Source organism: Halobacteriovorax sp. GFR8 (genome assembly GCF_050955245.1).
In the GTDB taxonomy this organism is placed as follows: domain Bacteria; phylum Bdellovibrionota; class Bacteriovoracia; order Bacteriovoracales; family Bacteriovoracaceae; genus Halobacteriovorax_A.
Genome location: NZ_JBPBLR010000002.1, coordinates 1,317,930 through 1,343,662, shown reverse-complemented (window position 1 = coordinate 1,343,662; position 25,733 = coordinate 1,317,930). Strand labels below are relative to the sequence as shown.

At 34.0% G+C, this 25,733-nt stretch carries 27 protein-coding genes; 8 read left to right on the top strand and 19 right to left on the bottom strand.

Annotated elements, in window-relative coordinates; genetic code table 11:
- Positions 1 to 6: 6 nt before the first annotated feature.
- Entirely contained in the window at positions 7 to 915 is a 909-nt protein-coding gene (locus ACRXC1_RS06975) for a hypothetical protein (protein WP_433657573.1), read from the bottom strand.
- A gap of 169 nt (positions 916 to 1,084) precedes the next feature.
- Here ACRXC1_RS06975 and ACRXC1_RS06970 point away from each other — a divergent pair, with 169 nt between their 5' ends.
- The 3 genes from ACRXC1_RS06970 to ACRXC1_RS06960 are packed head-to-tail and all read left to right on the top strand — an operon-like array spanning position 1,085 to position 4,598.
- Positions 1,085 to 3,007 carry a hypothetical protein gene (locus tag ACRXC1_RS06970; RefSeq protein ID WP_433657571.1) on the top strand — a complete coding sequence of 641 codons (1,923 nt, stop codon included), beginning with the start codon at positions 1,085 to 1,087 and terminating at the stop codon, positions 3,005 to 3,007.
- Positions 3,007 to 4,107 (top strand): hypothetical protein, encoded by a 1,101-nt coding sequence (locus ACRXC1_RS06965; RefSeq protein WP_433657569.1) that lies wholly within the window; start codon positions 3,007 to 3,009, stop codon positions 4,105 to 4,107. Before ACRXC1_RS06970 ends, ACRXC1_RS06965 begins: the two co-directional genes overlap by 1 nt.
- Positions 4,104 to 4,598, top strand: coding sequence for a hypothetical protein (locus ACRXC1_RS06960; RefSeq protein ID WP_433657567.1), 495 nt, complete (start codon positions 4,104 to 4,106; stop codon positions 4,596 to 4,598). Before ACRXC1_RS06965 ends, ACRXC1_RS06960 begins: the two co-directional genes overlap by 4 nt.
- Positions 4,599 to 4,601: 3 nt before the next feature.
- Here the strand turns inward: ACRXC1_RS06960 and ACRXC1_RS06955 are convergent, their stop codons facing one another.
- Entirely contained in the window at positions 4,602 to 5,960 is a 1,359-nt protein-coding gene (locus ACRXC1_RS06955; RefSeq protein ID WP_433657565.1) for a sensor histidine kinase, read from the bottom strand.
- Between the two features lie 205 nt (positions 5,961 to 6,165).
- Here ACRXC1_RS06955 and ACRXC1_RS06950 point away from each other — a divergent pair, with 205 nt between their 5' ends.
- Complete coding sequence (locus ACRXC1_RS06950; RefSeq protein ID WP_433657563.1) at positions 6,166 to 6,666, top strand: TlpA family protein disulfide reductase; 501 nt, start codon at positions 6,166 to 6,168, stop codon at positions 6,664 to 6,666.
- Between the two features lie 7 nt (positions 6,667 to 6,673).
- On the opposite strand, the gene ACRXC1_RS06945 is transcribed toward ACRXC1_RS06950, so the two are convergent.
- Complete coding sequence (locus ACRXC1_RS06945; RefSeq protein ID WP_433659904.1) at positions 6,674 to 7,906, bottom strand: serine hydrolase domain-containing protein; 1,233 nt, start codon at positions 7,904 to 7,906, stop codon at positions 6,674 to 6,676.
- A 280-nt stretch (positions 7,907 to 8,186) separates the two neighbouring features.
- Here ACRXC1_RS06945 and ACRXC1_RS06940 point away from each other — a divergent pair, with 280 nt between their 5' ends.
- The 3 genes from ACRXC1_RS06940 to ACRXC1_RS06930 all read left to right on the top strand — a co-directional run bounded on the left by ACRXC1_RS06940 (position 8,187) and on the right by ACRXC1_RS06930 (position 10,763).
- Positions 8,187 to 8,750: a hypothetical protein gene (locus ACRXC1_RS06940; protein ID WP_433657561.1), complete on the top strand. Its 564-nt coding sequence runs from the start codon at positions 8,187 to 8,189 to the stop codon at positions 8,748 to 8,750.
- Positions 8,751 to 8,758: 8 nt separating this feature from the next.
- Positions 8,759 to 9,868 (top strand): hypothetical protein, encoded by a 1,110-nt coding sequence (locus tag ACRXC1_RS06935; RefSeq protein ID WP_433657559.1) that lies wholly within the window; start codon positions 8,759 to 8,761, stop codon positions 9,866 to 9,868.
- 100 nt (positions 9,869 to 9,968) lie between these two features.
- On the top strand, positions 9,969 to 10,763 hold the full coding sequence (locus ACRXC1_RS06930; RefSeq protein WP_433657557.1) for a hypothetical protein: 795 nt from the start codon (positions 9,969 to 9,971) through the stop codon (positions 10,761 to 10,763).
- A gap of 41 nt (positions 10,764 to 10,804) precedes the next feature.
- Here ACRXC1_RS06930 and ACRXC1_RS06925 read toward each other — a convergent pair whose 3' ends face one another.
- The 12 genes from ACRXC1_RS06925 to ACRXC1_RS06870 all read right to left on the bottom strand — a co-directional run bounded on the left by ACRXC1_RS06925 (position 10,805) and on the right by ACRXC1_RS06870 (position 19,970).
- Positions 10,805 to 11,206: a c-type cytochrome gene (locus tag ACRXC1_RS06925; RefSeq protein ID WP_433657555.1), complete on the bottom strand. Its 402-nt coding sequence runs from the start codon at positions 11,204 to 11,206 to the stop codon at positions 10,805 to 10,807.
- Positions 11,207 to 11,215: 9 nt separating this feature from the next.
- Positions 11,216 to 11,665 (bottom strand): universal stress protein, encoded by a 450-nt coding sequence (locus tag ACRXC1_RS06920; protein WP_433657553.1) that lies wholly within the window; start codon positions 11,663 to 11,665, stop codon positions 11,216 to 11,218.
- Between the two features lie 118 nt (positions 11,666 to 11,783).
- Positions 11,784 to 12,605 (bottom strand): F0F1 ATP synthase subunit gamma, encoded by an 822-nt coding sequence (locus ACRXC1_RS06915; RefSeq protein ID WP_433657551.1) that lies wholly within the window; start codon positions 12,603 to 12,605, stop codon positions 11,784 to 11,786.
- Entirely contained in the window at positions 12,598 to 14,076 is a 1,479-nt protein-coding gene (locus ACRXC1_RS06910) for a F0F1 ATP synthase subunit alpha (protein ID WP_433659902.1), read from the bottom strand. Before ACRXC1_RS06910 ends, ACRXC1_RS06915 begins: the two co-directional genes overlap by 8 nt.
- A 2-nt stretch (positions 14,077 to 14,078) precedes the next feature.
- The gene (locus ACRXC1_RS06905) at positions 14,079 to 14,813 is read right to left on the bottom strand and encodes a hypothetical protein (RefSeq protein ID WP_433657549.1); all 735 of its coding nucleotides are present in this window, start codon (positions 14,811 to 14,813) and stop codon (positions 14,079 to 14,081) included.
- A gap of 9 nt (positions 14,814 to 14,822) precedes the next feature.
- Positions 14,823 to 15,092: an ATP synthase F0 subunit C gene (gene atpE, locus ACRXC1_RS06900; protein ID WP_433657547.1), complete on the bottom strand. Its 270-nt coding sequence runs from the start codon at positions 15,090 to 15,092 to the stop codon at positions 14,823 to 14,825.
- The gene (locus ACRXC1_RS06895) at positions 15,085 to 15,795 is read right to left on the bottom strand and encodes a F0F1 ATP synthase subunit A (protein WP_433657545.1); all 711 of its coding nucleotides are present in this window, start codon (positions 15,793 to 15,795) and stop codon (positions 15,085 to 15,087) included. Before ACRXC1_RS06895 ends, atpE begins: the two co-directional genes overlap by 8 nt.
- Positions 15,792 to 16,079, bottom strand: coding sequence for an AtpZ/AtpI family protein (locus ACRXC1_RS06890; RefSeq protein ID WP_433657543.1), 288 nt, complete (start codon positions 16,077 to 16,079; stop codon positions 15,792 to 15,794). Before ACRXC1_RS06890 ends, ACRXC1_RS06895 begins: the two co-directional genes overlap by 4 nt.
- Complete coding sequence (locus ACRXC1_RS06885) at positions 16,076 to 16,480, bottom strand: hypothetical protein (RefSeq protein ID WP_433657541.1); 405 nt, start codon at positions 16,478 to 16,480, stop codon at positions 16,076 to 16,078. Before ACRXC1_RS06885 ends, ACRXC1_RS06890 begins: the two co-directional genes overlap by 4 nt.
- The gene (gene atpD, locus ACRXC1_RS06880; RefSeq protein WP_433657539.1) at positions 16,477 to 17,883 is read right to left on the bottom strand and encodes a F0F1 ATP synthase subunit beta; all 1,407 of its coding nucleotides are present in this window, start codon (positions 17,881 to 17,883) and stop codon (positions 16,477 to 16,479) included. The genes ACRXC1_RS06885 and atpD overlap by 4 nt, the downstream gene beginning before the upstream one ends.
- A gap of 290 nt (positions 17,884 to 18,173) precedes the next feature.
- Entirely contained in the window at positions 18,174 to 18,749 is a 576-nt protein-coding gene (locus ACRXC1_RS06875) for a hypothetical protein (protein WP_433657537.1), read from the bottom strand.
- A gap of 36 nt (positions 18,750 to 18,785) precedes the next feature.
- Positions 18,786 to 19,970: a hypothetical protein gene (locus ACRXC1_RS06870; RefSeq protein ID WP_433657535.1), complete on the bottom strand. Its 1,185-nt coding sequence runs from the start codon at positions 19,968 to 19,970 to the stop codon at positions 18,786 to 18,788.
- 256 nt (positions 19,971 to 20,226) lie between these two features.
- On the opposite strand from ACRXC1_RS06870, the gene ACRXC1_RS06865 reads away from it, so the two are divergent.
- Positions 20,227 to 20,676, top strand: coding sequence for a hypothetical protein (locus ACRXC1_RS06865; RefSeq protein ID WP_433657533.1), 450 nt, complete (start codon positions 20,227 to 20,229; stop codon positions 20,674 to 20,676).
- A 187-nt stretch (positions 20,677 to 20,863) separates the two neighbouring features.
- Here the strand turns inward: ACRXC1_RS06865 and ACRXC1_RS06860 are convergent, their stop codons facing one another.
- The 4 genes from ACRXC1_RS06860 to ACRXC1_RS06845 form a co-directional block, all read right to left on the bottom strand.
- On the bottom strand, positions 20,864 to 21,151 hold the full coding sequence (locus ACRXC1_RS06860) for a HipA domain-containing protein (RefSeq protein ID WP_433657531.1): 288 nt from the start codon (positions 21,149 to 21,151) through the stop codon (positions 20,864 to 20,866).
- 168 nt (positions 21,152 to 21,319) lie between these two features.
- Entirely contained in the window at positions 21,320 to 22,699 is a 1,380-nt protein-coding gene (locus tag ACRXC1_RS06855; RefSeq protein WP_433657529.1) for a hypothetical protein, read from the bottom strand.
- Positions 22,700 to 23,105: 406 nt separating this feature from the next.
- Entirely contained in the window at positions 23,106 to 24,224 is a 1,119-nt protein-coding gene (locus ACRXC1_RS06850) for a Fic family protein (RefSeq protein WP_433657527.1), read from the bottom strand.
- A gap of 211 nt (positions 24,225 to 24,435) precedes the next feature.
- Positions 24,436 to 25,656, bottom strand: coding sequence for a S41 family peptidase (locus tag ACRXC1_RS06845; protein ID WP_433657525.1), 1,221 nt, complete (start codon positions 25,654 to 25,656; stop codon positions 24,436 to 24,438).
- Positions 25,657 to 25,733: the final 77 nt, after the last annotated feature.

The window sequence follows — 25,733 nt, the reverse complement described above, 5'->3', positions numbered from 1 at the left end:
TTTAAATTAGTAGAATTCTGGAAGATCGAGTTCTTCTTCAACATATTCATCATATTCTTCATCACCTTTTTTCGTACCTACTTCATACGACTTCCCAAAGAAAAACTCCTCCATATCGAAGCGATATTGATAAGTCAGCAAAAATTGTGTCTCATCAACTTGGCGAACTCCCTTACCATAATTTTCATCAAACTCATTGCGCTTAACCTTAAAGCCAAAGGTATGTTTTGATTTTTCGCTAGGCCGATACTCAATACCGGCACCATATTCATTTCTTTGATAGGAGTAACTAAATTTCTTATCTTCTGTTTTAAAGCTTCTTTCATCACCTTGCTTATAATACCCATAGGCCCTTGCTCGTCCATCACCTATTTTAAAATGGATCTCACCAGTGGCCTCAATATCTAAGTTAATCGAATCTTGATTATACATTCGTTTATAAGAGCGTCCGAGGTTTCGCTCATCATCTTCATTAAACTGATGAATACTCCAAGTATCACTGGCCTTAGCAACACCAGAGAGAATAATTGTAGCGCCGTCATCGAGAACAAATGCTTTTCTAATAACTAAGTGAGCATATTGAATGCTCCCATGCTGACCAATAGACTGATGAAGTTTTTCATACTTCGCACCTAAGGCCCTAAGAGCAATTTCAACTCCACCAAATTCTTCTCTTTGATATCTTTTTTCAAATTGCATCCAATCTAGCTCAGAAAGTTCTAACTCCCCATTACTGTCGGCCCTAAAAGTCAGTGTAACAGGTCCTTCATCTAGACTTGGGTTTTTATACCAATTACCTAAATTTGTTTTAACACCTGCTTCCACACCATATAATTCATTGGCCACAACAGAAGTTGTGTTTGAACATAGTAATAGCGTACTTATAAACATTACGTTTTCGAGAAATTTTGTCATATATTTAATTAAGCAAAAAAAGTGCCAAAAAATCACACAATTCTAAGGCTTCATTTTGTAAAAAGTGACTAAAGTATAGACAAGGGCCTAGTTGTTTAAACAATTCAACTAACAAAAATCTGATCTTCAAAGGCAATTTGTGGCATAAACTTTGCTGTATTTAATAGCTATGTATAGAAGTATATATAAGACAATATTTACGACGTTTATGGGAATATCGCTAGTAACACACGCCGATCCCTATACTGAAATCTTACTTGGTAAGAATGTCGACAATACATCTATATACGAATATTACAAAAGACATCATATTCACGATAAAGAATCCCTCGTTGTTATAGGTTCGCATTATAAAGAGAGTGATATGCCTATTGCAGGAACAGGATTTACGCTACAGAGTGAAGATCAAAAATTCATTATCACAAACTCACACTTAATAGATGGTGAAAATAAATTTTTCATCTACCGTGGCAAGCTTTATCCAATTGAAGAAAAGAAAACCCTATCTTGCGCCAATCATGATATTGCCGTTATTGAAGTCAACGAGGAAGTACAAGAAACTTTTGGAGTCTATAACTCGAAAGTGAATAGTCTTTATACCCATGGGATGAATAACTCTCCTAGGAGTATAAGAAAGAACGAATTTATTTTTGAAGAAAGTAAATCGAAGAACTATAATAATAGGCCATTATTTGAAAACTCGAGAACAGGTGAAACTCTTTCATATGTCCAAATTGGCAATATGTATGATCTTTCATGCAATTTTTATCCAAGCTCCCCTGAACCATACAAGGGCAACGCACTATTTGTTCCGATCTCTGAAGCAATTAAGGCCATAACCATTGGCCCAATACCTTACAAGCAAAATCATCATAATCGAATAGGTACAATGAACTCCATTATGGAATTAATCTCTCATAATAAATGTACGATTAACTTAGATTCAAAAGAAAAGGATCATGAAAAGAGTCGCCAGTCATTCATAAGTCGCTCAATTATAACTCCATCCAGTATCGTACCAGGTATGAGTGGCTCACCACTATTACAAAATAATGACTTAAATCAAAGCAAATATGAGATAGTCGGAATTGCAACTTCTTATGATCGTATTATGCAAAAATCCATCTTTGCATCTCATTCAAATATTAAGAACTGTCTTAACAGCTACATTCAAGGAAGACGTGGACACTTAGATAATGTTCAATTTAAATACTCTAAGAAGTATCAATCTACGTATCGACAGAAATCTACACAATCTATCATCGAAGAAATTCCAAGTTCGCATGGGAAGGCGAATGGCGACTTAACAGATTCAAAAATCAAAGAACTCTATGATCTATATCTAGCAAAGAAGAAAGAAATAGACATAAACAATGATAACAAACTCAATGTTAAAACAATTGAAGTCATTAAAAACTTCAAAAACGACAATAAAGATCAAACTATCATCAGAGGTGGAAACGGCTATGGTAATGGTGGAGGCCCTATTTCGACAAGCTCTTTAGACTTCAGGGAAAGGATCAATATTCCAACAGGTATAGCAATAAACGGAGACCTTGTTATTGGATTTAAGTGCCAGGGACAAGTCAGTAAGAATGATCATGATTATATCTTTGCAAACTGGGAAGGACTTTCATATAGCGAAAGCAATCAATGTGAAGAAATTAAAACAACTGACTCGATCGATTTAGTCTCTCTCTTAAAAAGAAGATTAAAAAGTAACAAGAGTAACAAAGATAAAAATACAGAAGAGACTTTCTCAATAAGATCATCTCTTAAAATTAGAAAAAATGAGGTGCTACTTACAATAAATGGGAAATATCATAAGAAGAAATTTCGTAAGACGATTAAAATAAATAGAGAGCTTCAGAATTTTAACCCAAGACTTGAAATAGAGCTTGATAAGCAATATTCAATTATTGCTGATATAAAGGAGCTATTCTTTACAGATATGTTAAGTATTTCAAAACGTAGTAGAAACCAACAACTTTCAGATGCTATACAAAGAGACTCTAAAGTTAGAGTACTCTACAGTCTGAAAAAATCTGATAGTACAAGAGGAAGTATTCCATTGATAAACACTTGGAACTAATGAGAAACTCAATCCATCCTTCACATTTAATTGATGCCGATATCGGCGACTTAACAAAGCTCTTGTTTGAGGTTGAGTACCAAAGCGAAGAATTCAACTATATTCAGATCATGATGGCATACTACCTTAACGACATAGTAAAGTTGAAACGTATGCAAGGGACGCTTACAAAGAAATCTTTTCTAGATGTTTTTACGAAGGCCCGCATCGCAATATTGGAGAACAGATCATATCAAATTAAAAGTCTCGCACGTTTTGAAAATTCACCTTATATAGGTGACCTCTATTTTGCAATGGCACTTATCGCTGCTCAACAAGAAAACCATTTCGCCGTAAAAAATAACTTTTTGAATGCCTATCATTCTTATTCTAAAATTGGAGCGCTTAAGAAGGCCTTAAATGCACAAATGAATACAATTACAGCTGAAGGAAATATTGATATACGAAAACGACTACTTTCAAATTATATTGAAGCTGTGGACAAACTAATTACACAAAAATCATTCACAAGTGCCGCAAATGTCTGTGTTAATATAGCAGATGAATTTCATAAAATCGGAGCGCAACGTAGTGCTTACCGCTATCTCGAAAAAGCTCTCAATCTTCTTAAAGACCAAAAAAATACTCTTCAATATGCCCAGGCCCTTACTCACCTTTGTGAGACACAATTCTGTCTTGATCAGAAATTGAATGCAAAAAGAACTCTTAAAGAACTTCATCGCTATGAATTTAATGAAATAAGAGAGTCGTCAAAAGCAATTGAAAACCTCTACCTCAATGGCAAAAACAAATTAAACAAAGATCATCTGACAACGGCCTGGAAAATTAGGCTTGAAGAAAAGGCAATAGTGAGCTTACTGGGAGAAACGAGTGATCACCTCATCCTTTTGCTTGCTCATGGGCCGATTCATTTTGACGAGATTATAAATAAACTTTACCCAAATATAGATGAGACAGATGCGAAGAACCGTCTAACGACATTGGTTTCAAGGATTAACAAAAAGGAAGAGGGGTTAATTCGATTCGATCAAGAAGGCCAATCCTTCACTCTTTCCAATAATGAAAAGATAGAGTTTGTCGCTAAGGAGTCAATCGTATGATTAAGGCCCTTTTAAAAGAAATTGATAAACAATTATTTGAACTAGTAGATATTGAGAATATTTCGCAAGAACAGCTTAAGACTGTTCACAGCTTAATAAAAGGCAAGAAGAATAATTTATTAAATCGTACACTTTTCTATCTTCTTTCGGAAAAGCTTTATCGTGAAGACTTCTCGAAAGTAATAGAAGCTGATATGAATTCTTCCCTAGAGGATCCTTTCTATAATTTAATTTCAAGCTTAATTCGCAAGGCGCCTAAGCAAAACACAACAAAAACAAAAGGAAAACTTAGCAAAAAGGAGAATATGCTTTTAAAAGCATTAGAAGAAGCAAGATATGAAAGACAACAGCTTATACTAATGATCTATGGTGATGACTGCGACTATCTCAAGGCCGAAACAAGCTTTAAATCTCTTCTTTATCGATTTAAAAAGAAATTGAACGGGGAAATAAATATTTCACCAGATGGAATCTATTCATTATCAGTTTAGGCACTAATGAAGAGAATTACTTGAAATATCTTTTGCGAAAAAATCATTATTACTTTTTACTAAATCAGTAGGAATAATAACTTTAAATGTCGTACCTTGACTCGAAGAAGAAAAATCAATTGTTCCACCTAAGTTATCAACAGACTTCTTAACGATATACATCCCTATTCCACTACCGATTGACTTGTCTTCATTAAAGCGCACAAATTGTTCATAAACATCAGATTTTTGCTCGCAAGGAATACCCACGCCATTATCTGAGACCTTAATATAAAGATTATTATAGTCATCATGTATTTCAACATTAACGAAAGGTTCATCTTTATTTACATCATAATACTTAACAGCATTGACAATTATGTTGCTTAAAATTTGAAAAATTCTTACTTTTTGAGAAGAGTGCCCTCGAGAAAGATCTACGTTGGTAGAAAATCTAATATTATTTTTCTCAATTAAGTACTCATTTGAAATAACAATATCAGAAATCATTGCTTCAAAATCAAGTTCCTCATTTGTATGTGTCGAAACGTCTAATCTTGCTAAATCTAAAAGGCTTGAAATAAGTTCGGCCAAATGTGTAACTCGACTTCTGATCTTTTCTACTTTTATTTTTATCTCATCTTCATTAAACCGTTTCTTTTCAATACTCTTGACGATTAAATCACATAAAATACTTATTGTTGTTAAAGGAGACCTTAAGTCATGTGAAGTTCGGTATGAAAACTGGAGAAGCTCTTCATTTGTTTGCGAAAGCTTTTTATTTGTACGATCAAGAACTAATAAGTCAAAATAGTACATCGCCGCCATGGCAAATATAAGCAGAACAATTGCGGCCACACCAAAGCGTGAAATATTTTGTGAAATATCATTTAACTGAGCTTCTTTACTCTCTAGTATTCTAATTACTTCTTTGGCAGCAAGATCGGCTTGAGTATCATCTACTCTCACGAGATTATCTCTTTGCTCGGCCGAAAGAGTGACATCAAGGTTTTTTAATATTTCTAGATTTTCGCGATATTCTTTGGCCGTAGAGAATAAATTTTCAAGTGACTTCAACTCAGTTTCGGATAAATTATAATCTTTAGATCGAATAAAAGCTTCTTCGATTTCATCAAACTTTTTTACAGCTTTATTGTAATAGCCTTCATCTGATCTTAAGACAAAATTTTTGAAATTATGAATTAGGCCGTTATAGCCAAAATTTCCAACAACAGACACGAAGAGATCAATGCGTTGATTTAACTCAACGACGGCCTTTCGATTCTTATTTGAAAAATAATAGGCACTACTAATACTAAGAAGCAAAAAGGCCAAGACAGAGGCCAAGAATAATTTCTTCTTAAAAATATTAGTATTAATCATCAATCTAACGACCTTAATAAAAACAATCGTATAAATGATAGTTTAAGAATTAGATGCTGTAAAATAAATCACACAAATTTGAAATATCAAACAAATGATAGTCGTGCAAAATTTTTGTTAGTGCCATGGCGAATCTAACTTTAATATCCAACTCTTTACCTAAATATTTTGCGTATGATTTGTCTAATGATAAAATTAGAAGCAAATGAAAAAATATATCTCTTTACAAAATTTAGCACTCATAATTGCATTAACTCTATTTGCCTTTAAGCAAGGCCCTAGTATCGCAAATAGCTTAAGACTAAAAGAAAAGAATATTTCAAAAAGACCTGTCAAAACAATTGAAGCTAACAGTAAAACCATACAATTCCCACCAGACAAGAAGGTGGTTACATTCTTTTGGATGACAACATGTACTCCTTGTAAAATTGAAATGCTACGATTAAAGAAATCGGTTGAAAGTGGAAAAATATCCAAAGACTCAATCTATGCCGTCAATCCCTTTGAAAGCACTGCCCAGATAAAGAAGTTTCTAAAAAAGAATCCCTATCCTTTTACCTTTATCGAAGATAATGATCTTGGCTATGATCTAGCAATTCAGGCCACGCCTACAACAGTTTTTCTAGACAGCGCTAAGGTCAAATACTTTTCAACAGGAATTAGCTTTATGGGGATTTACAAAGCAGAAAATTTTATCTCTAAATAGAGTGGCCCTAAAGCTTCTTTAATTCAAATTCCTGCCCTTGCGTAAAGATAAGTGTCTCGCCATTATCTTTAAATTCTAGTTTGATATGAGCGCGTTGAAATTTAAATACTGTATTAGAAAAAGCTTCAAAAGGAATCTCATTCTGACTATCACTTGATGCTTCACCTAGAAGAATTCCATTCTCATTTCTAAAACTAAGTTTAATGGGAAAATCATTGCTTCCGTATGTTCCATTATACTGATCAAGTATTTCTTTCTTAACTAAAATTGACTCTTGAATGACAGGAATATCAAAATCGTCACCATAAAATCCCGCCAAAAGAGCAAGGGACATATCATTAAAATTGAATGTCATTGCATTAGTAAGATTTACCATCGCAAGATCATCCTCGATACTATAAGCAGCAATTGATGCATACCCATCGACTCCACCAGTGTGACCAAAGAAATATTTGTCACTATATGGAAACTTCATTAAACCAAGGCCATACTCTCCCTCGCCGATAAATTCTTTCATTTTATTAAGAGAGCTTGAACTGATTATTTTTTCTCTAAATAATCCTCTAAGAAACGTTGCAACTTCTAGTGGAGTTGAAGCAATCGCTCCTGCACCAAGAGGAACACTCTGATGTGTATTAGTTGCTTCTTCCCAATTAACTTTTTTGAAGTAACTAGTGACTTCATTAGTTCGAATGCTTTTAGCATCATAAACAAAAGTACTACTTAATGAGAGTGGTTTAGTAATATACGTCATTAATAAATTGGCATACGTATCATTTCCCGCCTTTTGAGCAATATAAGATAAGATGACATAACCAGTATTTGAATACTCATACTTTTCACCTGGCATAAATTCCAACTTATAGCGATAGAAACGCTCCATCATCTGACTTTCAGATTGTGGAGTTTGAGAATATTCCTTGTAATCAGCAAGATCAGTCATATTTGGAATACCTGAACGATGTCGAAGTAAGTCCTCAACAGTAATTGCATTTGCCTTGTCTATCTTTGGATAATAAAGAGAAAGCTTATCTGATAGCTTTAATTTCCCCTCTTCTTCTAACTTCAGAATTATTGCCGCTGTATATATTTTTGAAACAGAACCGATGCGGAAAATAGGATTTTTAATCATTTTATCAAAATGATAATTTAATTCATAAACTGTCTTACCATCTTTAACGAGAATAGCACTTCCTGAAACGACTTTCTTATTCTCTAAGACAGCAAAAAACTTGTCTATTTTTTCAGTATTAATATTAGACTCCTGGCCAGATTGACATGATAGAAAAAAAACAAAAATGACAAAAAGAATTGCTTTTATGATGACCTCTATTGAATTGTAATAATACTATATCGGTTATAAATTCATGTCCCTTAAGAATTATGATCTAAGTTAAACAACTGTAATTACATAAATCCACAAATAAAGTTACGTAACTTGCATCGATTTATTTTGACAGACTGCTTAGAAATCCGTACTAAATAATTCTCCAAGCAAAACTTTTTTCTTGGAGAACCAAATGAAGAATTCCCTACTTCTACTTATTTCACTTGTATTTACTTCTAACACATCATTCGCATCTTATGACGGATACGATGACTACTATGATGAAGACATCAACACAGTTATCGAAACGACTACATCATGCAATTACGGTACATTCAACAAGAAACTAATTGTAAAGAAAGTGACCTCTGAAGTATCTGGAGAAGCTATTTACAGCGAAATTTCAATTGATGCTAAAACACTTGAGAAAATTGACTACAAATTCGAAGCTAAGAAATTTGTCGACCCACTAACTAACCAAACAAAAACAGGATATCTTCTAGAACTAAGTCATCACTCGGCCGACAAGTCTTCGACACTAAGTCTAACTGCTTCAAGCTTGGATGCTCACCTCTACAACCCAGATTGGGAAAGCTATGATCTTAGAGGAACGCTAAAAATTGCCTCTCTATACAATAACGAAACAACTTTCGAGGCTCGTTGTAGCATCGATTCAGAAGTTCGCTACGGGACACAAGAAGAAATTGACGTACTTTTTGAAAACTTTGATTACGACTCTTACAACGACAGAAGATAGTAATTATAATGCTTAAATATATCATTTTAACGATATTTATCACATCAATGTCGAGGGCCACGGTCCTCGACAAAGATGCCTTCCTAAAATGGGTTACATCAAATAACTTTCAAACACTTACACAAGTTATTGAAAGTATCCCAGAAGAGGAATATCAAAATATGACACTCGCCTATAAGTCAGGGGCGCTACTGCCAGCATCGCCAGATAAATTAAGGCCAGTAATTTGGAATGAGAAAAATTCATTTGTTATCACCTTCTCAACATTTGAAACAGATCAACACGAAGAAGACTCAATTGAGGCGATTTCTTGGAATCAAGAAGAGCTTCGCTATGAACTTCTCGTCCTTGATCTAGAAAAAAAGAAATGGCTTGTAAATCAAGCAAAATGCTTAGAATGTCACGGACAAAGACCAAAGCCACTGTGGGGAGAATATCCAATATGGAAAGGCTTTGTTGGTCAACGAAATGACCTATTAAATATCAGAGATCGAAGCTATGTGAAAAACTTTTTAAAAAGTGCGGATTCACGCGGCGAGGCCCTTAGAAGAAAAATGATTAGTGAAGGGGCCCCCTTCCCTTTTAGAGTTGCAACAAAGGACTTCTTTGACACAAAAGAGCATTCACAGGCAGATCACAGGCCAAATATGCGACTCGGTCAGATCTTTGCCAGACACCATGCCATTTCTCTATACAGTGACCTAAAAAAAGCTCTGTCACAAGAAGAGCTAAACTCTGTTTTTTCAATTATACAGTCAAAACGCTACTGGCTTGAGACAGACAAGCTTAACTTCTACTTTGAAAAGGCAGGACTCACACTAGCTGATCTTGATATTGCTCAGGTTGCCAATCAAGAAATAAGGACGACATGGGAGCATATCTATTTTGATGGCGATGCAGAGATTCTTGAATACCTGACTTGGCAATACTTAAATGATTCTCCAAAAACAGTAGAAAATGAAGTTTCACTAGAGAGAAAGTATCCTCTTCACTTCCCAAATAATCTTGATGTTAAAGAGACTATCAACTTATTTGACTCATATTCAAAATGGATACAACTTGATTTTGAAATGACAGATCGAAACAAAAAAAGAAAACGCCATGTATTTATGAAATAAATACACGATTTTTAAAAACGTCACCTCATGTAAATGAGATATATTCTAATATCCATTACTTTGCCTCCATAACAAAAACAAATAAAAATGGAGACGAGAAATGAAAAAATTAGCACTTACATTATCACTACTACTGGCAACACAAACTTTTGCCTTTAACTGTAAAAGTGAACTAGCAAGAGATATTCAAATTAGAACTAAATCAACAAGTTATCTACCATCAAAAATCCCTGGAAAGATGATTAAAGAATGCTTCTCGAAGCAGAAGAACTTTAAAGAGAATATGTTGTATTGTGGCTTTGCTGCCTATATCCCTGGTGCGATTATTGGAGTCTCATTAGGTGCAGGATTACCAATTCTTGCTCCAATTTTTGCAGGAATCGTTCTTGTAATGGAAAATGGAAATAAAGATGAGAATGGAATTTCAGGAATTGATCACAAGCGCCAACTTAAATTAAGTAGTCGTCTCTACAGTGTACTTTCTGGTAACACAAGAGACCTATGGTTAATTAAGAATTATCTTCCGGCCTATAAGCATGTTTCAAATGAAGATTTAATGTCTATTCTTACTAAGATGGATGAAAATAGAAGTCTTTGTAATGAGCATGGCTTTCGTGATAGAGTACACAAAATATCGGAAGCAGGGCTTAGAGAGCTTGAAAGAAAAAGTGTCGAAGTAGGAGTTAAGCTTAACTGGATGGATCTTCTAACGATTGATGGTGTTGATTCAGTTTTAACACAAGAATACAAAGAATGGTTTTTATACCGTTACACTTACTTTGATTATACGACTTTTGGACAAGTAATCGATAAGAAGGAACTCAAAAAGGCCCTAAAAGAAGAATTTAAGGCCCTAGGCTATCGTCCTAGACACCAAGGTCACTCAAATAGATAATTAAACTAATATATTGGCCCCTGTTTAGACTGGGGCCTTTCTTATTTCTTAGCAAGCGAATAAATATAATTCTCAAGGTCTTTAATTTCTTTTTCAGTTAAAACATTCTTCCATCCAGGCATCTTTTGTTTATAACTAGAAACGAGTAAGTAGAAATTAAAATTAGGTATTTCTTTCGACAGCTCTTGGAGATCAACCTTATCAACTCCCCTGCCATTTTCACCGTGACACTGAGAACAGAGACGAGTGTAAATACGTCTGCCTCTAAGTACAGATTCGGCACTATAAATTCGAGTCACTGGAGTCTTATCTTCACTCTCTGCCACTGGAACAACTCCATGCCTCATGCTCTTATCTTCATAATACCGACGTGATTCAGTGTTAACACTTGAGCATGAAGAGTAAGCTAAAAATAGCGTAAAAAGTAATATCAAATTCCTCACAATCACCTCTTATTTAATTTCACGTAAGATCATAAGACGACATGGGGCGTGGCCAACCATGTATTCAGCAAAAGAACTTGAAAACAATGCTGCAACTCCATGTTTCCCTCTAGTTTCAATAATCATTTCATCTATTTTGTTTTCTTCGGCATATTCCTTTAGGGCCACTTTTGCTGAACTCGCAAAAAGACACTTACCAAGAACCTTTCCCTTATAATTTTCAGCGACAATATCATTAGAAAGCCCTAATAAGAGATCCGAAACTGATTTTTCAATATCACCCATTTGTCCTTCTAGTGGATAAGAAGCAAAGTAGAAAGTATCCGCATATACCTGTGTTTCAAAGCCGTGCACGAGATGAACTTCATCCCAACGGTTCCAGTCAAAATCTTTTAATTGATTCTTATATGCATTGATTGACTCATCTGTAATATCAACACAAATCATTAGCTTACTCATCAATACCTCCTTATGTACCTTATTAGATATTATCTCTTTATATAATACTACTCGAATATGACATACGTCACATTATGTATAAGAACATCTTAATCTTTATTAATAAATTCAGAAGTGCTTACCTAGTAACGGCATTCAATAAAATATTCTCAAGCTCTTGAGTAATCTCAAATTGTCGAAGAGAGTTCTTCTTCAGATTTAGTTGAGAAAGTTTAGTTTCTATTTTATCACTAGCTGATTCCATATGTCGTAACCTCTCTTTATTTTCAGTATAGAATGACTCAATAAGAACGTTTGCAATTTTTACGTCAATATATTGTTCTATGACATTTTCAAAAAATTCATGTGGAGACAGATATAGTTCAGGTGGCAAAAAGTTCTCTACCAAAAGGTTTTTATTATCAAAGTCTCTAGAGATTTTAGTTTGAACAGTTTTAAACTCACCATCACTTTGCTTATTTGTAATAAAAATATATTCCTTGGCGAGATATCGATCCATAAGCTCTTTCATTTTATTCATAATTCGAGGTAAATCTTCAACAACACTTAATGATTCAATTACTTCTTCAGGTGAGAGCTGATCCAAAAGTTTGCCTTCTAGCTTTCTCCCAATAATTATACATTTCGATGTTTTATCAATAGTCTCCTTTCCCTGATAAAACTTAATTATTTTCTCATTAAATCCACCACAAAAGCCTCTTTCTGAACCAACTAGCACATAGATTTTATCAAAATTCACACTTCTTGTATCTTTCTGCGGATAAAAAGAAGAGAAGTCACATAGTACATTGTTGTAAACATTTAACATTTCCAGATAGTTTTTCAATAAAGACATGGCCTTACTGAGTTCAACAACTGACAGACTTTTCATAGCATTAAATATATTATTAATTTCACTTACAGAGTGGATATGTTTTTTAATACTCGTTAGCTTACTCATAACCTTTCTCCGACCACTTTCTTATTTTATTTACCCATTCATCTCTAGGATTTTTAAAATCAAGCTTTTGAAGCTTTATCCAATTGAAAAGTGAAGAAAGAATTTTATCAACAAACTCTGGTTTACTATTGTCAAAGATACCTTCATTATATGCTATTAACCAACCTAATAACTCCTCAGGGGCCGTAGGACTCAATATGTCTTGCTTAAAGATTACTCTTAAAACTCGACCTCTGTTAATTCTCTCTTGGATAGTTTTTTCAAGTTTTGCTCCAAAGCGAGTGAAGGTTTCAAGTTCAAAATATTGAAGATAATCAAGCTTCATTCGGCCCGCTTCTTTTTTAATTTTTAATAATTGGGCCTGACCACCGACACGAGAAACAGATTTAGTTATATCAATTGCAGGTAAATAACCGGCCGAGAACTCTTTTATATCAAAATAAACTTGGCCATCTGTTATCGAAATTAAATTAGTTGGGATATATGAAGCGATTTCACCTTCCTTGGTCTCAATAATGGGTAAGGCCGTCATTGTTCCTCCCCCATGTTCAACAGATAAGCAAGTAGATCTTTCTAATAAACGGGAGTGAAGATAAAAGATGTCAGCAGGATAGGCCTCTCTTCCAGGTGGCCGTCGTAAGAGTAACGATAATTCACGGTAACATTGAGCATGAGCAGTAAGATCATCGTATACAATGAGCGTGTCTAACCCTTTTAACATCCAATATTCTGCAATAGAACATCCTGCAAATGGAGCTAAGTATTGTAAGCCTGGCAAAGAATTTGCTTCTGCGACAACAACAACACAATGATCCATAGCACCTACCTCTTTAAGTGTTTGAATCACGTTTAAAACATTAGATCGATTTTGTGCGATTAGTACGTAAATACAAATAACATCTTTATTTGCTTGATTGGCAACAATATCCATAGCAAGTGCACTCTTACCAAGGCCATTATCCCCAATGAGTAATTGTCTCTGTCCTTTGCCTATAGGGATTAAGCTATCAATCATTCGATTTCCAGTAAAAAGTGGATCATTGACAAAATCTCTAGCATATATAGGAGGTGAGCTGCGCTCGAGTTCCACCTCATAATCGAGCTTAGGATTTGCCAGTCCATCTAATGGCTCCCCCAAGGAGTTGATAACTCTCCCTAGTAAATTTTCACCAACTTTTACAGTCAAATTTCGTTTAAGGTGTCGTGCTGACATACCAGCTGTCAATTGATCTGTTTGTTTAATTAAAATGCCACCTATAAGGGATTCAGTTAAGTGGAAAACTACTGCCTGACTTCCATCATCAAAAATAAGAATTTCATCAATACCTGCAGACTCTAAACCTTCTATCCATACAATACCATCACCAACGGATACAACTTTTCCCTTTTCGACAAAGCGAGGAGAAAAAGCATAATCATCATTTTTTTTCATTTGCCTAGACAGAAGTTTTAAACAATCAGTTTCATACATAATCATGGATGACTCCAAAAATACTTTAATTCTTCTTTTAGATTTGCTTTTATCGAAAACTCTTTAAATTCAAATTCTGCTCCTGCAATCATATCTTCTGAGATAGCAAAGTTCACATTAACTTGTAATGGGATCTTCTTTTCTAATACTTTTACAATATTATTTTTAAAGTCTTGGGAATGTGAAAAAGCTGTCTTTATATTGATATTTAATTCCTTAACATTTTTAAGTTCTTTTAGTTTTTTATACAAGGTATCATCCTTCTCTAAATGACTTAGACTTAGATTGATAAGCTTCTCCTCCATTTCTGAACAAGAAACGGCCTCTAACAATTTACTTAAAGAAACATAGGCGACATCTAAACTCGTCTTCTCGATTCTTTCAATTTCTGCAGCTTTAGCCTTTTCAGCTTGAACTTTAAACTTCTCCCTTGTATTTTCTAACTCTATCTTAATTTCACCCAATTTCTCTTCTCTAAGAAAGTTTAATTCATGATTTAACAATGACTTTTTCTCTTCTTTTTCTATTTCCCATTTCTCTAAACGAGATTGGTACTCTTGCTCCAAACTTTTAGCTTCCTGTAGTTTTTTTTTGGATTCATTTATCATCCCCTTAATCTTTTCTTGTCTTGTCGTAATTATTTCTAATAAGGGTTTATATAAAAGTCTTTTTAGTATCCATAACAGTACTAAGAAATTAAGAACTTCTAAAATAAATGTTGATAAACTAAACTCCACAATAAGCTCCTATTTACTCAGTACATACTCTAGAAGAGGGTTTCGAAATAAAATAATTAAAACCACGACTAAACAATAGATTGAAAGAGACTCAATCATGGCCAAACCAACAAATAAAGTTCGAGTTATCGACTTTTCAGCTTCAGGTTGCCTCGATAAAGCTTCCAATGCTTTACCAATTGCTCTTCCCATGGCCAAAGCAGGGATCATTGTTCCCAAAACAATACCTAAACCAGCTACAACTGTTGAAATAAGACTAAAAAAACTGATATCATTCATAAGTATTTCCTTTATTATCTTCTTGTTTTTTTAATTGAATTTCTTGCGACTGGATTCCTCCAGCAATATATATAAGAGATAGCATTCCAAATAAATAAGTCTGGATCACGGCCTCAACAATATGTAGCAAAAGGATTGGAACTGGAACCAAAAAACCGGCAACCATTAGTACAAGAGCAGCAGCAATTTCCAAGCTCATAACGTTACCAAAAAGTCTTATGGCCAGAGCAATCGTTCTAGAAAACTCGCTAATTAAGTGGATTGGTATTAAAATTGGACTTGGTGTTGCATAATGTTTTAAGTACCTTTTTAAACCAATGGATTTTATACCAAACCAATGAACAGAGAAAAAAACAACAAAGGCCAAGGCCGTCGTTGTTGATAAATCAGACGTTGGTGAAGAAAACCCAGGTATTAAACCAATAAGATTAGAAAAGAAGATGAATATCCAAAGAGTTGTTATAAATGAGAAGATCATATCTGCTTTACCAGGAATCATATCTTCAATCATATCTCTTATCGAAGTAGCAACAATTTCAATGAAAGATTGGTAATTTGAAGGAACATTTTTAAGGTGCCATGATGTAATAAGGGAAAGTACAAGTAGCATCCCTATGATAATCCATGAAATCACAACACTATTACTAACGGGTATAGTTGCGACATAAAAAACAATACTTTCAAAAAGCTTGTTGCTATTCACTCTTCATTCCTTTTTATAAAAAAATAGACGTTGATTCCACCAATAACAACTCCTAGAAAAATTAAAGAAATAGTCCAGCTAAATGAAAAGCCGAGTACTTTTTCATCAAGCCATCTTCCAAGATAAGCTCCCCCAATAATTGGTAAAGCTAACATTATCCCAATGGCGCCTAAGTAAATTGTTTGAGATAGTAATGTGTTTTTACTTTTCTCAGAGGTCTTAATTCTTTCAATATCTTTTTTAATTCTATTCTTAAATCTCTCATTTCTTTTTCGATTATTCATGATTCTAGGCCAAACTTTTCTTTCGTTATTTGCTTTAAAATTTCTTGGTCTAACTTATTCAGGTTACGCTTCTTTTCTTTTATTGCAGACTCACGTAACTTAAAGTACTCATCAACCTTTTGATGAATTTCGTCATAGACTTTAGATCGATAGAAAAAAGGAGCAATAATTTTTAATTCATTTTCCTTAAAGTAAAGAACCCCCTCGTAAATTGCCAAGAATTCATTCTGATCCTTTACATCCCGAAAACTAGCGAGTCCAAATGATAGAATGGTCATTCTTCTTGAGGCATTGGCCAAGATATTGAAGCTTCCTGATTCATCATGTCCTGTAAAACAAACAACATTATCAATTTTTAGTCGTTCACGAGGAGTCAGTATCATTATGCTAAAAGTCTTCATAACTTTGTCTCCAGACCAGTAATCGAACCTTTCATATAAAATTGATCTTCTGATAAGTGATCAAAGATACCAGAGATTATATTTTCACAGTCCTCTAACGTTTGATTAAGAGAAACAGAAACTCCCTTAATACCAGAAAACCCTTGAGTTACTGAAAAAGGCTGAGTTAAGTAATTTTGTAATTTACGAGCACGCGCTACAATTTTTCGATCCTCAGGAGACAATTCTTCAATTCCTAACATCGTAATGATATCTTCTAGTTCTTTATATCTCGCAATATGTTCCTTAACAGACTTTGCAATTGAGTAATGTTTATGTCCTAAGAAGTGAGAATTCATAAATCGACTTTTAGATTTTAAAATATCAATGGCAGGATAAATACCTTTTGCGGCCTGAGATCGGGAGAGAATAACCGTTGTATCTAGATGAGAAAGAATTCCTGTCACAGCTGGATCCGTCATATCATCTGCAGGCACATAAACGGCTTGAACTGACGTCATCCCTCCGTTTGGTGTAGAAATAATTCTTTCTTCAAGCTCTGATATTTCTGTCATAAGAGTTGGCTGATAACCAACAGATGAAGGCATCCGACCTAAAAGTCCAGAAATCTCGCTACCTGCCTGAACAAATCGATAAACATTATCAATAAGTAATAAAACTTCGCTTTTTAATGTATCTCTTAAATACTCTGCATAGCTAAGTGCAGTTAAACCTACTCTAAATCTCACTCCTGGAGATTCGTCCATTTGTCCAAAAACTAAAAGTGACCTTGACATAACATTGGCCTCTTTCATTTTTGCCCATAATTCATGGGCCTCACGAATCCTTTCTCCAATACCAGCAAAAATCGGGATGCCTTTATGAATTGATACAATTGAATTCATAAGCTCCATCACAAGAACTGTCTTCCCTACGCCTGCTCCTCCAAAAAGGCCAACTTTTCCACTTCGGACAAATGGGCATAAAAGATCGATTACCTTTATACCAGTTTCCAATACCTCATGGTTGAATGTAGCTTCTGAAAGGGGGCCTGGTCTAGAGTGTATATTGTATTGAGTTGTCTCCTTTAAATAATCACCATTATCTAGGGGCTCGCCGAAAACATTTAAAACTCGCCCAAGACAATCTGGTGTAACAGGAATGGATAAAGTGCTTCCCGTATCGTATACACGAAGGCCTCTTTTTAGACTCGAGGCCGTATGTAAAGCAACGGCCCTCACATACTTTTCTCCGATATGCTGATATACTTCAAAAAGGTATTTTTCACCGTTTTTAAAAAGGTAAAGGGCCTGTTTTATAGGAGGAAGGTAGTCACATTCTATGATTAGAATTGGCCCTTGGACTTCTCTTATGATGCCAATTTTCTTACCTGATAATTGAGAAGTATTTTCTACAAATTCCATAGACTTAAGATTATCTGCAAATATAAGAGTCTTACAATTATAGTCTTTCTTAAGTCTTCTTAAAAAAACTCTATCTTATATTTTGAGGACGATGAGGCCAAGAAAAACACAAAGAAAGAAGTAAATTCAGAAACTTATGCAAGTGTAGGATTGTATTACGACGATACTTTTTAACTATTAGCAACTTAAACTAAAGGCCAATATAAAGAGGTCATATTAGCAGAGTCAGATGACTTACAGGCGTCTACTGGAAGTTTACTTTATATGTATCGACGCTATTAATTAATAATTCACAGAATAAGAATATATTTTCCAGGTGATCGCTCTTTATATTTTAAAACTTGATGGTTTCTCACATCATCTGGAAGGCAGCCACCTAAAAAATCCTTATCTTGTAAAATCTTTGTTTGATCAATAACAAAAGCATAATCTCTTGCCTGCACAGAACATTCTAATGACTTGTATATTGTTTGTGCTAATAGCGATAAGTCGTCACACCTAATTTGCCTATTTACACTTTTAATTTTTTTATCACTAATTTCTTGATCGCATTTAGAGATTTCAAACGGACCTTCCCCAATACCTTCCTTTGGACATATTATTCGTGGAGCAAGTTTTCCAGACTTTGTAACTAGCACTTGAATATTAGTATTCTTAAGTTTTCCTCTTATTCTAACCATTGATCTTCTATAATACTCTGAGAGCTTATATTCGAAATCTGGAATAATTAACTTACTTACATTTTCAAACATATCCTCACGACATTTATCTGCCATTGTTTTATTAATGACTGGCAACGGAGTTGGCCCTGTCGTACATGAAGATATTACAATTGAGACTAAACCAAATAATATAATCCTCATCATTTAAGATTCCCCTAAAACAAGTATGTATGTACTAATTTACTTATTTTTAAAATACCAATAAGAAATAAACACATCACTACCTTTTTCAACGATAGTATTTACTTCAAGTCCAGTATCAGATGCCCCTGCATATAATTTACTTAAATCATATGGATGGACCTTTACTTCATTACTTGATTTCACAACAACGAAGAGTAACGTTTTCTCAATCACATGATTAAGGTTTAAAGGTATTGATAACCCACCATAGTCACCAGAATTAATCTTTTCATAGATGACCTTAGTTCCCGATTTATAAGTATAAGATTCACCTTGGATAGCAGGTGCTGAATCCAATGTATAATACTTCAACGTTTCGCTATAATCTTTATTCTTAAAAGTAAGCTTATGTAAATCAACAGCTTTACCATTTTTGACCTGTATAAACCTTCCTAACTGATCATCACCATCGATAAATATAAAATAGTTTCCATCAAATAAGTTTCTAACTTCACCATCAATAATTTTTTGAGAAACAGTTGTCCAACGTTCAATCTCTTCTTCAACAAAACTAATATATGCAGTCTTTCCTTCAAAATCTTTCGAAAGCTTGACTCTCCCATCTCCTCTTATATAAGTCATGTAAAGTTCAGATTTATAATCGCCTTCGCGGTAAACAAGCTTTACGTTAGCTTTATTTTCGATGCCGATTAAATCGAAAGTAACTTGATTACTCTGTATACTTACACCAGATTTATCTATCAATTTTTCTTCTAAATAAATTTCGACATTTGCCTTCTTAGTATCTAACGGATACTTTAACTCTATTGTTTCTTTGAATGACCGATTACGAAAGTAGACAACATTTGGAATATCTTTAAAACCATTTTTAAGATTTATTCCAATGTGCTTTTTATAGAAAATATAAGTTCGGCCTAAAACTATTTTATCACCAGTCTTCTTAAATAACTCTACCACATTCCTATCTTTTAAAGTGCTTACTTTAAAAACAGGCTTTTCTACGCTTTGATTATTTATCTTCCAAATTGCAGTTGAACCATCAAAGTACCCATCTCCAAAATATTCACATGTGATATCAGTAGCAGCATCCTCCACATTGCACTCTATAAAAACTTGCTGCAATTCAATTATTTTAGCATCATCAGGACCTTGGGAATTTATCTTGACGTTACCTGCACTAATCGAAGTACAAAAAATCATGAGAAATAGATATAGTTTCATATGTCCTCTCTTCGACATAGTATGACATAAAAATGAATATATTCAGGAACTTATGAATAAAATAAGTTACAAAGTACAACTTACTGAAATATGTAATACCCAATAGAAGAACTCCTACAAAGAAAGGACATGAGCTCTTCAGGAGCCTATCAACAGTGCAAGAGACGACTTGACGAGCTGGGTACATTTTTACAGACTCTAGTTCCTTACAGAGCATCTTAGTATATATTACATGCATATAACCTAAGGAAACGATATGAAAGCACTTGCTATAACTGCATTATTTCTAATGACAATGTCATCATATGCCGCTGTAATCTACTGCGGAAGAACTGACTTTCACATTAAAATCTATACTGATAAAAATGACGATATTTACCACTACGTTGATAATACAGACCTAAATGATCTTAAGTCATACCCATGTCAAGAGTTTAACGAATCTCTTCCATTCTATGACGAAGTTCAAAAAGAATTTATAAAAGCACAAGACAATATCAATGAAGCAACATACGGAAAGTGGTGGAAGGACCTTGATGGTGCAGCCACTGCAGTCAGAAGGCTTGAGAAGAATAAGAGATTCTACTGTGGAAATCCAAGATCAGGTGGACTCTATTTTGCTCGAACGAAACAATATGGTGAAGCACTCTATCTTTACGATATCGAAACAAAGAAATATGCAACATACGATTGTATGAATATCTAAGAAAGTAATTATTTAAAAATTATATTCGGTAATAAAAAAGAAAACCCAGGACAAGCCTGGGTTTTTCTTTTTGAATTTGGAGGATTCGATAGATTCTCCGATATTTCAACAAGTTAAGTGTTCAATCAAGCACATGTAAGCAAAGTCTTACATGATGATTTTTATCAATCTCAACCAACAATAATACTCATGAATTAGCGTGACTGTCATTATTTCCAATTAATAAATTAAAGCAAATCCAATCAATAAATCGAAATGAACTTTCAATTCTTTTTCTCGCAGTTACGTTCTCAAGCATCAGCTTATAAACTGTTGCTAAATCCGGGCCGCCTTCAGATTCATACTTTTCATCACTCGTTATACCAATGGCCTGACAAAAGTCCTGTTGATGAAGTCGCTTCACCTGATCACCATCTTTGTTGCGATCATATCTATTGATTGCACTAAAGGTTTTTCTAAGAAAATTGGAAAACACTACTATACTGTACTTCTTAAAGCTGGAGAGACAAAGCCCCTTGAAGTTTTCAGTCAGGAGGAATTAAAAATGGGAGAACAAGAAATCAAACTAAGAATCCTTGAAGGGATGCTGGTATCCCAATAAGGCTTGCTTGTCTAAAGAGGTAGGTCTACTCCCTCTTTATTATTATATCTTTTTTTGCTTAACGATTTTATTTACAGTTCTGATAAAAGATTTACTGTCTTTGTATTTTACCACCAAATGAAATTTATTATTCTTAAAAAAGTATACATAATCTTTTTTCACTATTTTTTTAACATCCTGATAAATTGATGGATATGCCTTTTTTACAGAGGTTAATGCTTTTTCACTCCAATCCCCTACTACCAATATTAGAGGCATAGACTTGTCTGTATAATCCTCTACCGTATAAGGGTGTGTAAATGGTGTTGAGTAATTCACGCCACTAGTTCTAAATGCATCCCTCAGTATAGGCTCTATCTCCTCTTTCTGTAATCTTCCAATGGTGGAAACCAGAGGCTTATTTAAAAGAGACTCAAACCTTTCATTTATATCAGGAAACCTTTTTTTGAAACTTGATATAGATTTTTGGTAAAAAGCATCATTAAGAGACTTTCCATTCTTAATATAATCTACAACCAGCGGATACATCTCTCTCGCAAACCCCTCAATATAAACATTGTTATACCAACTTTTATCAACTTTTCCGGTAAGTAAATTAAAGACGTACCCGTTTCCAATCGCTGTCGCTAACCCCTCATTTAAATATGTATATGCATGCTTTGCGAATGGGTCACTATGTTCATTGTAAAAGTTTTCCAGCTTTTGAAACTTACTAGCATCTTTATTGGCAAAGAATGAATGACTCATTTCATGAACAATAACACCCATCCTCCCATTAAAGTCTCCATTAACAACGATTGACGCCTCTTCAAACTGGTCAAATGACTGTGCACCACTTGCCTTTGTCCCCTCAGGTAGCAGGTAAATACCAACTGGGAAGTCTAAATCATCATCCCATTCTGCATTATAAAATTTCTTAATAGCCTGAATTGATTTCTTAAACTTTTTGTTCTCTCTTATAAGCCTGTCTGTTCTTTTTTTAAACTTATAAAGGTGTTTTTTATTTTCATTCCAAAATTTTGTGTAAAATGGTTCTATCTCAACTAAGATAGATGTTAATTTTTTCTGATTTTTTATTGTTAACAAACCAGTAACTCTGCTATTGAAGTCACCTATATCTACAGAGTTCATTGACTGCCACAAAATTAATGAATTTATACTTTGTCGTCCCGATTTATAATTTTTCTTATTTAGTGAAAAGCTAGAGAAAAAATATCTGTTTTTTAACTTGTAAAAATCATTTACAAGGACACCTACTTCTTTTTCTTTATCTTTAGGAATCAACTCCCAGTACTCTTTTTTATTTTCACCTAGTAAATCTAAAAACTTTATCAATCCATGTACTTTTGAAATTTTATAATCAATTAAAGCATAAGCATTCATAGTCATTAAGCTAATAAATACAATCATTATCTTTTTCATCAATTCCCCTCTATGCCGTCTCACCTTCTTCAATAATAAACAGCCCTCTTTTCCCTTCTTTTTTTGTAATGTTAGATTTTTCCATCAAGTCAGCGTATAGATGAACATACCTATCAAATACGTCCGTACTTCTATGACCTGTAATCTGTCTAGTTACAATAGGATTTCTAAGTTTTCCTATTAAGTTGGTCGTATATGAATGCCTACACGCATGAAAACCTTTCTTGCAGTGTTTTCTAAACTTTCTCCTGATATCATTATGGTCTTCATAAAAAAGAAACCAATCTTGCTTATTTTTGCTTTCACGTGGACCATGATAGATATCATAAGTCCTATGGAGGATTCGATAGAATCTCCAATATTTCAATAAGTTAATTATTCAATTAAGCACAGATAAGCACTGCCATTACTTTATATTTTCTCGATTGAGACGATAACTTGTCGAGCGACCTGCTCCATCATTTTTTAAAATAAGCCCTTTTTCCAATAAATCTTTTAAGTCTCTCTTTGCACTTTCTGGACTCGTTTTTGCCATAGCGACATACTTTTTATTCGTAAGTCCTCCTTGAAAGTCATCAGGAAGGTTTTCAAGTAATTTCCTCATCACCTTAAGCTGTCTCTCATTTAAGCTCATATCACTAATAACATCAAAGAACTTTGAAATTGAAAGTGATTTATTAATATTTGAAAGAGAAGCATTTATACTTTTGGTAATCGTCTCAAGAAACCAAACTAACCACTGACTTATATCACCTTCACCTTTTTGTGTTTCTTCTAGAATTTCATAATACTTTTTACGATCAATTCTTATTTGTGTAGATAAACTGTAGTAACGATTTTGAGATTGTTCATCCTGAGCAATGGCCATATCAGTTATGCATCTTGAAATACGCCCATTACCATCTTCAAAAGGGTGAATCGTAACAAACCAAAAATGAGCAATCGCTGCTCTTATATAACCATCAAGCGAGAGACTCTCTTCACTGCTAAACCAGTTTAAAAACTTCTGAATTTCTTTATTAACATCGCCTGAAGGAGGTGCCTCATAGTGAATGACTTCACTACCCATACGCCCAGAAATTACACGCATAGGATTCTTACTAATTCTGAATTGTCCTATCTCTTCATTTGTAATAAAAGTTTGTGAATTTAAAAATAAAAGTTTATGCCATTGAAAAAGTCTATTTTTTGTAAGAGGATATCTGAAGTTAATTGTTGCCTCCATAAGCATTTCAACGATACCTTCAGTATGCCTTGATGGTTTTGGTAGGCCTGCGCGTGTGAGCCCAAGTCTTTTGGCCACACTAGATCTAACGTCATTAGGATCTAAAACTTCCCCTTCAATTGAAGATGTTTCGATGACCTCTGAAGCTAGGATCTCTCCTAGATTATTTAAGTTAATTGAACCTACAGCAGAGAGAAGTTGTTGCTGAGTCTGTCTTGCACTTTGAAGATATGGAGTAATTTTAGTGGTATTCCAATTGAAGTTAGGCCAATTCGAATGTTGCCAAATGTAATTTTGCACAGTTACCTCATTTCTGACCTGATTACACACTACATTCGGGTCAATCCTGACCTGATTATACTATTTATTCGGGTCAGAAACAAGACAAAAATAGGGCCATTCACATTTGAATCTAGACTACATTCATTCTCCACTAAATTGTAAAGCATATTCAGGAAAATCTGGAAAAGTAAGTCCAAAATGTCTGCCAAGTAATTTGTCTAGTTTCTTATCAAATTTTATTTTTTAATACGTACTCTAGAGCATCTTCGTCTTTAGGTATTACAATATTTGGTTTCATGCCTATTTTATCTATATTACGATCATCGCTATAAGCATTATATTTTGATGCAATACCAATTAGTAACTTAGAATTTGGAAGAACTAGCTTATTAACATTACCAAAATGATACATTCCTAAAGTATTTTCACCAAGTGTAGTAGCATTAGGGTGTTTGGCAAGGACTTCAAGAGAGCTCTCTCCACTTGAGCGACACTCTTTATCTTGTAAGAGAAATATCTTTCCTTGGTAAGCGTTTTTACCTATAGGGTATTTTGATTGATCCCAAGAGTAAACTTTTGTCTTTTGGTACTTACCATCCAATGCATTTTGTAAGATTTCTTTACGTTCTTTAATAAAGTTCTCAATATAGCTTGGTATCTGTTTATTTTTATGCTCAAAACTATACTTATTCATTAACCAACTATTTTGCGAAAGAGCTAATGTTTCAGGAGTCAATCTGTCGATTGTCTTATCCCACCCCGGCTTTACAACACGATCTTGTAAAATTGATGCGAGCTCAAATCCTTTAGTATCATCTCCACCTTGATTGCCTCTAAGATCAACAACTAGTACATCAGAACTTTTGATAAGATTTTTTGACTGTTCTATAAATCCATTCCATTTTGTATCTTTATGACTTGGATAATAAATAATAGAAATCATTCCAATACGTTTTCCGTTTTTAATAATTGATTTCATATGCCATGGCCGATTATCCTCTTTATAATCATTATAGGCCCAATTTTTCCCAACTCTTCCTTTCCATTCTCTTCGCTTCTGTTGTAGACCACAGTACTTCCCTCTTGCAAGAACATAAAGGTGACCGTCTTGAACAGGCCATAAAGCATCTCCTACAAGTTTACAAAATTGCTTTCCCGATAATTTTTTATAGTCTTTAATCTTATTAAGAGAGCTAACGGCTTGATCAAATTGATCACCAGGAAGGTGATCTTTTGCTCCATACCCATTTTCAAGTGCATATATTAATAAATTTAAATCTTTATGTATTTCTTTCTCATTTAGAAGTTTCTTTGGACTTTGATAATAAATCTCTTTAGTAAATATCAAATCATTTGGTTTAAGTTGAGAAGATGAACATGACGTAAAAGAAATAAATAGGCTAGTGAATAAGATTAACTTACAAGCAGCTACAAAGTATTTTGTAATCATATTAATTCCAATTTATTAGTAAGGTATCATTATAAAAATTCTAGCAAGTGTAAGTATAAATTATACATGAAATAAGA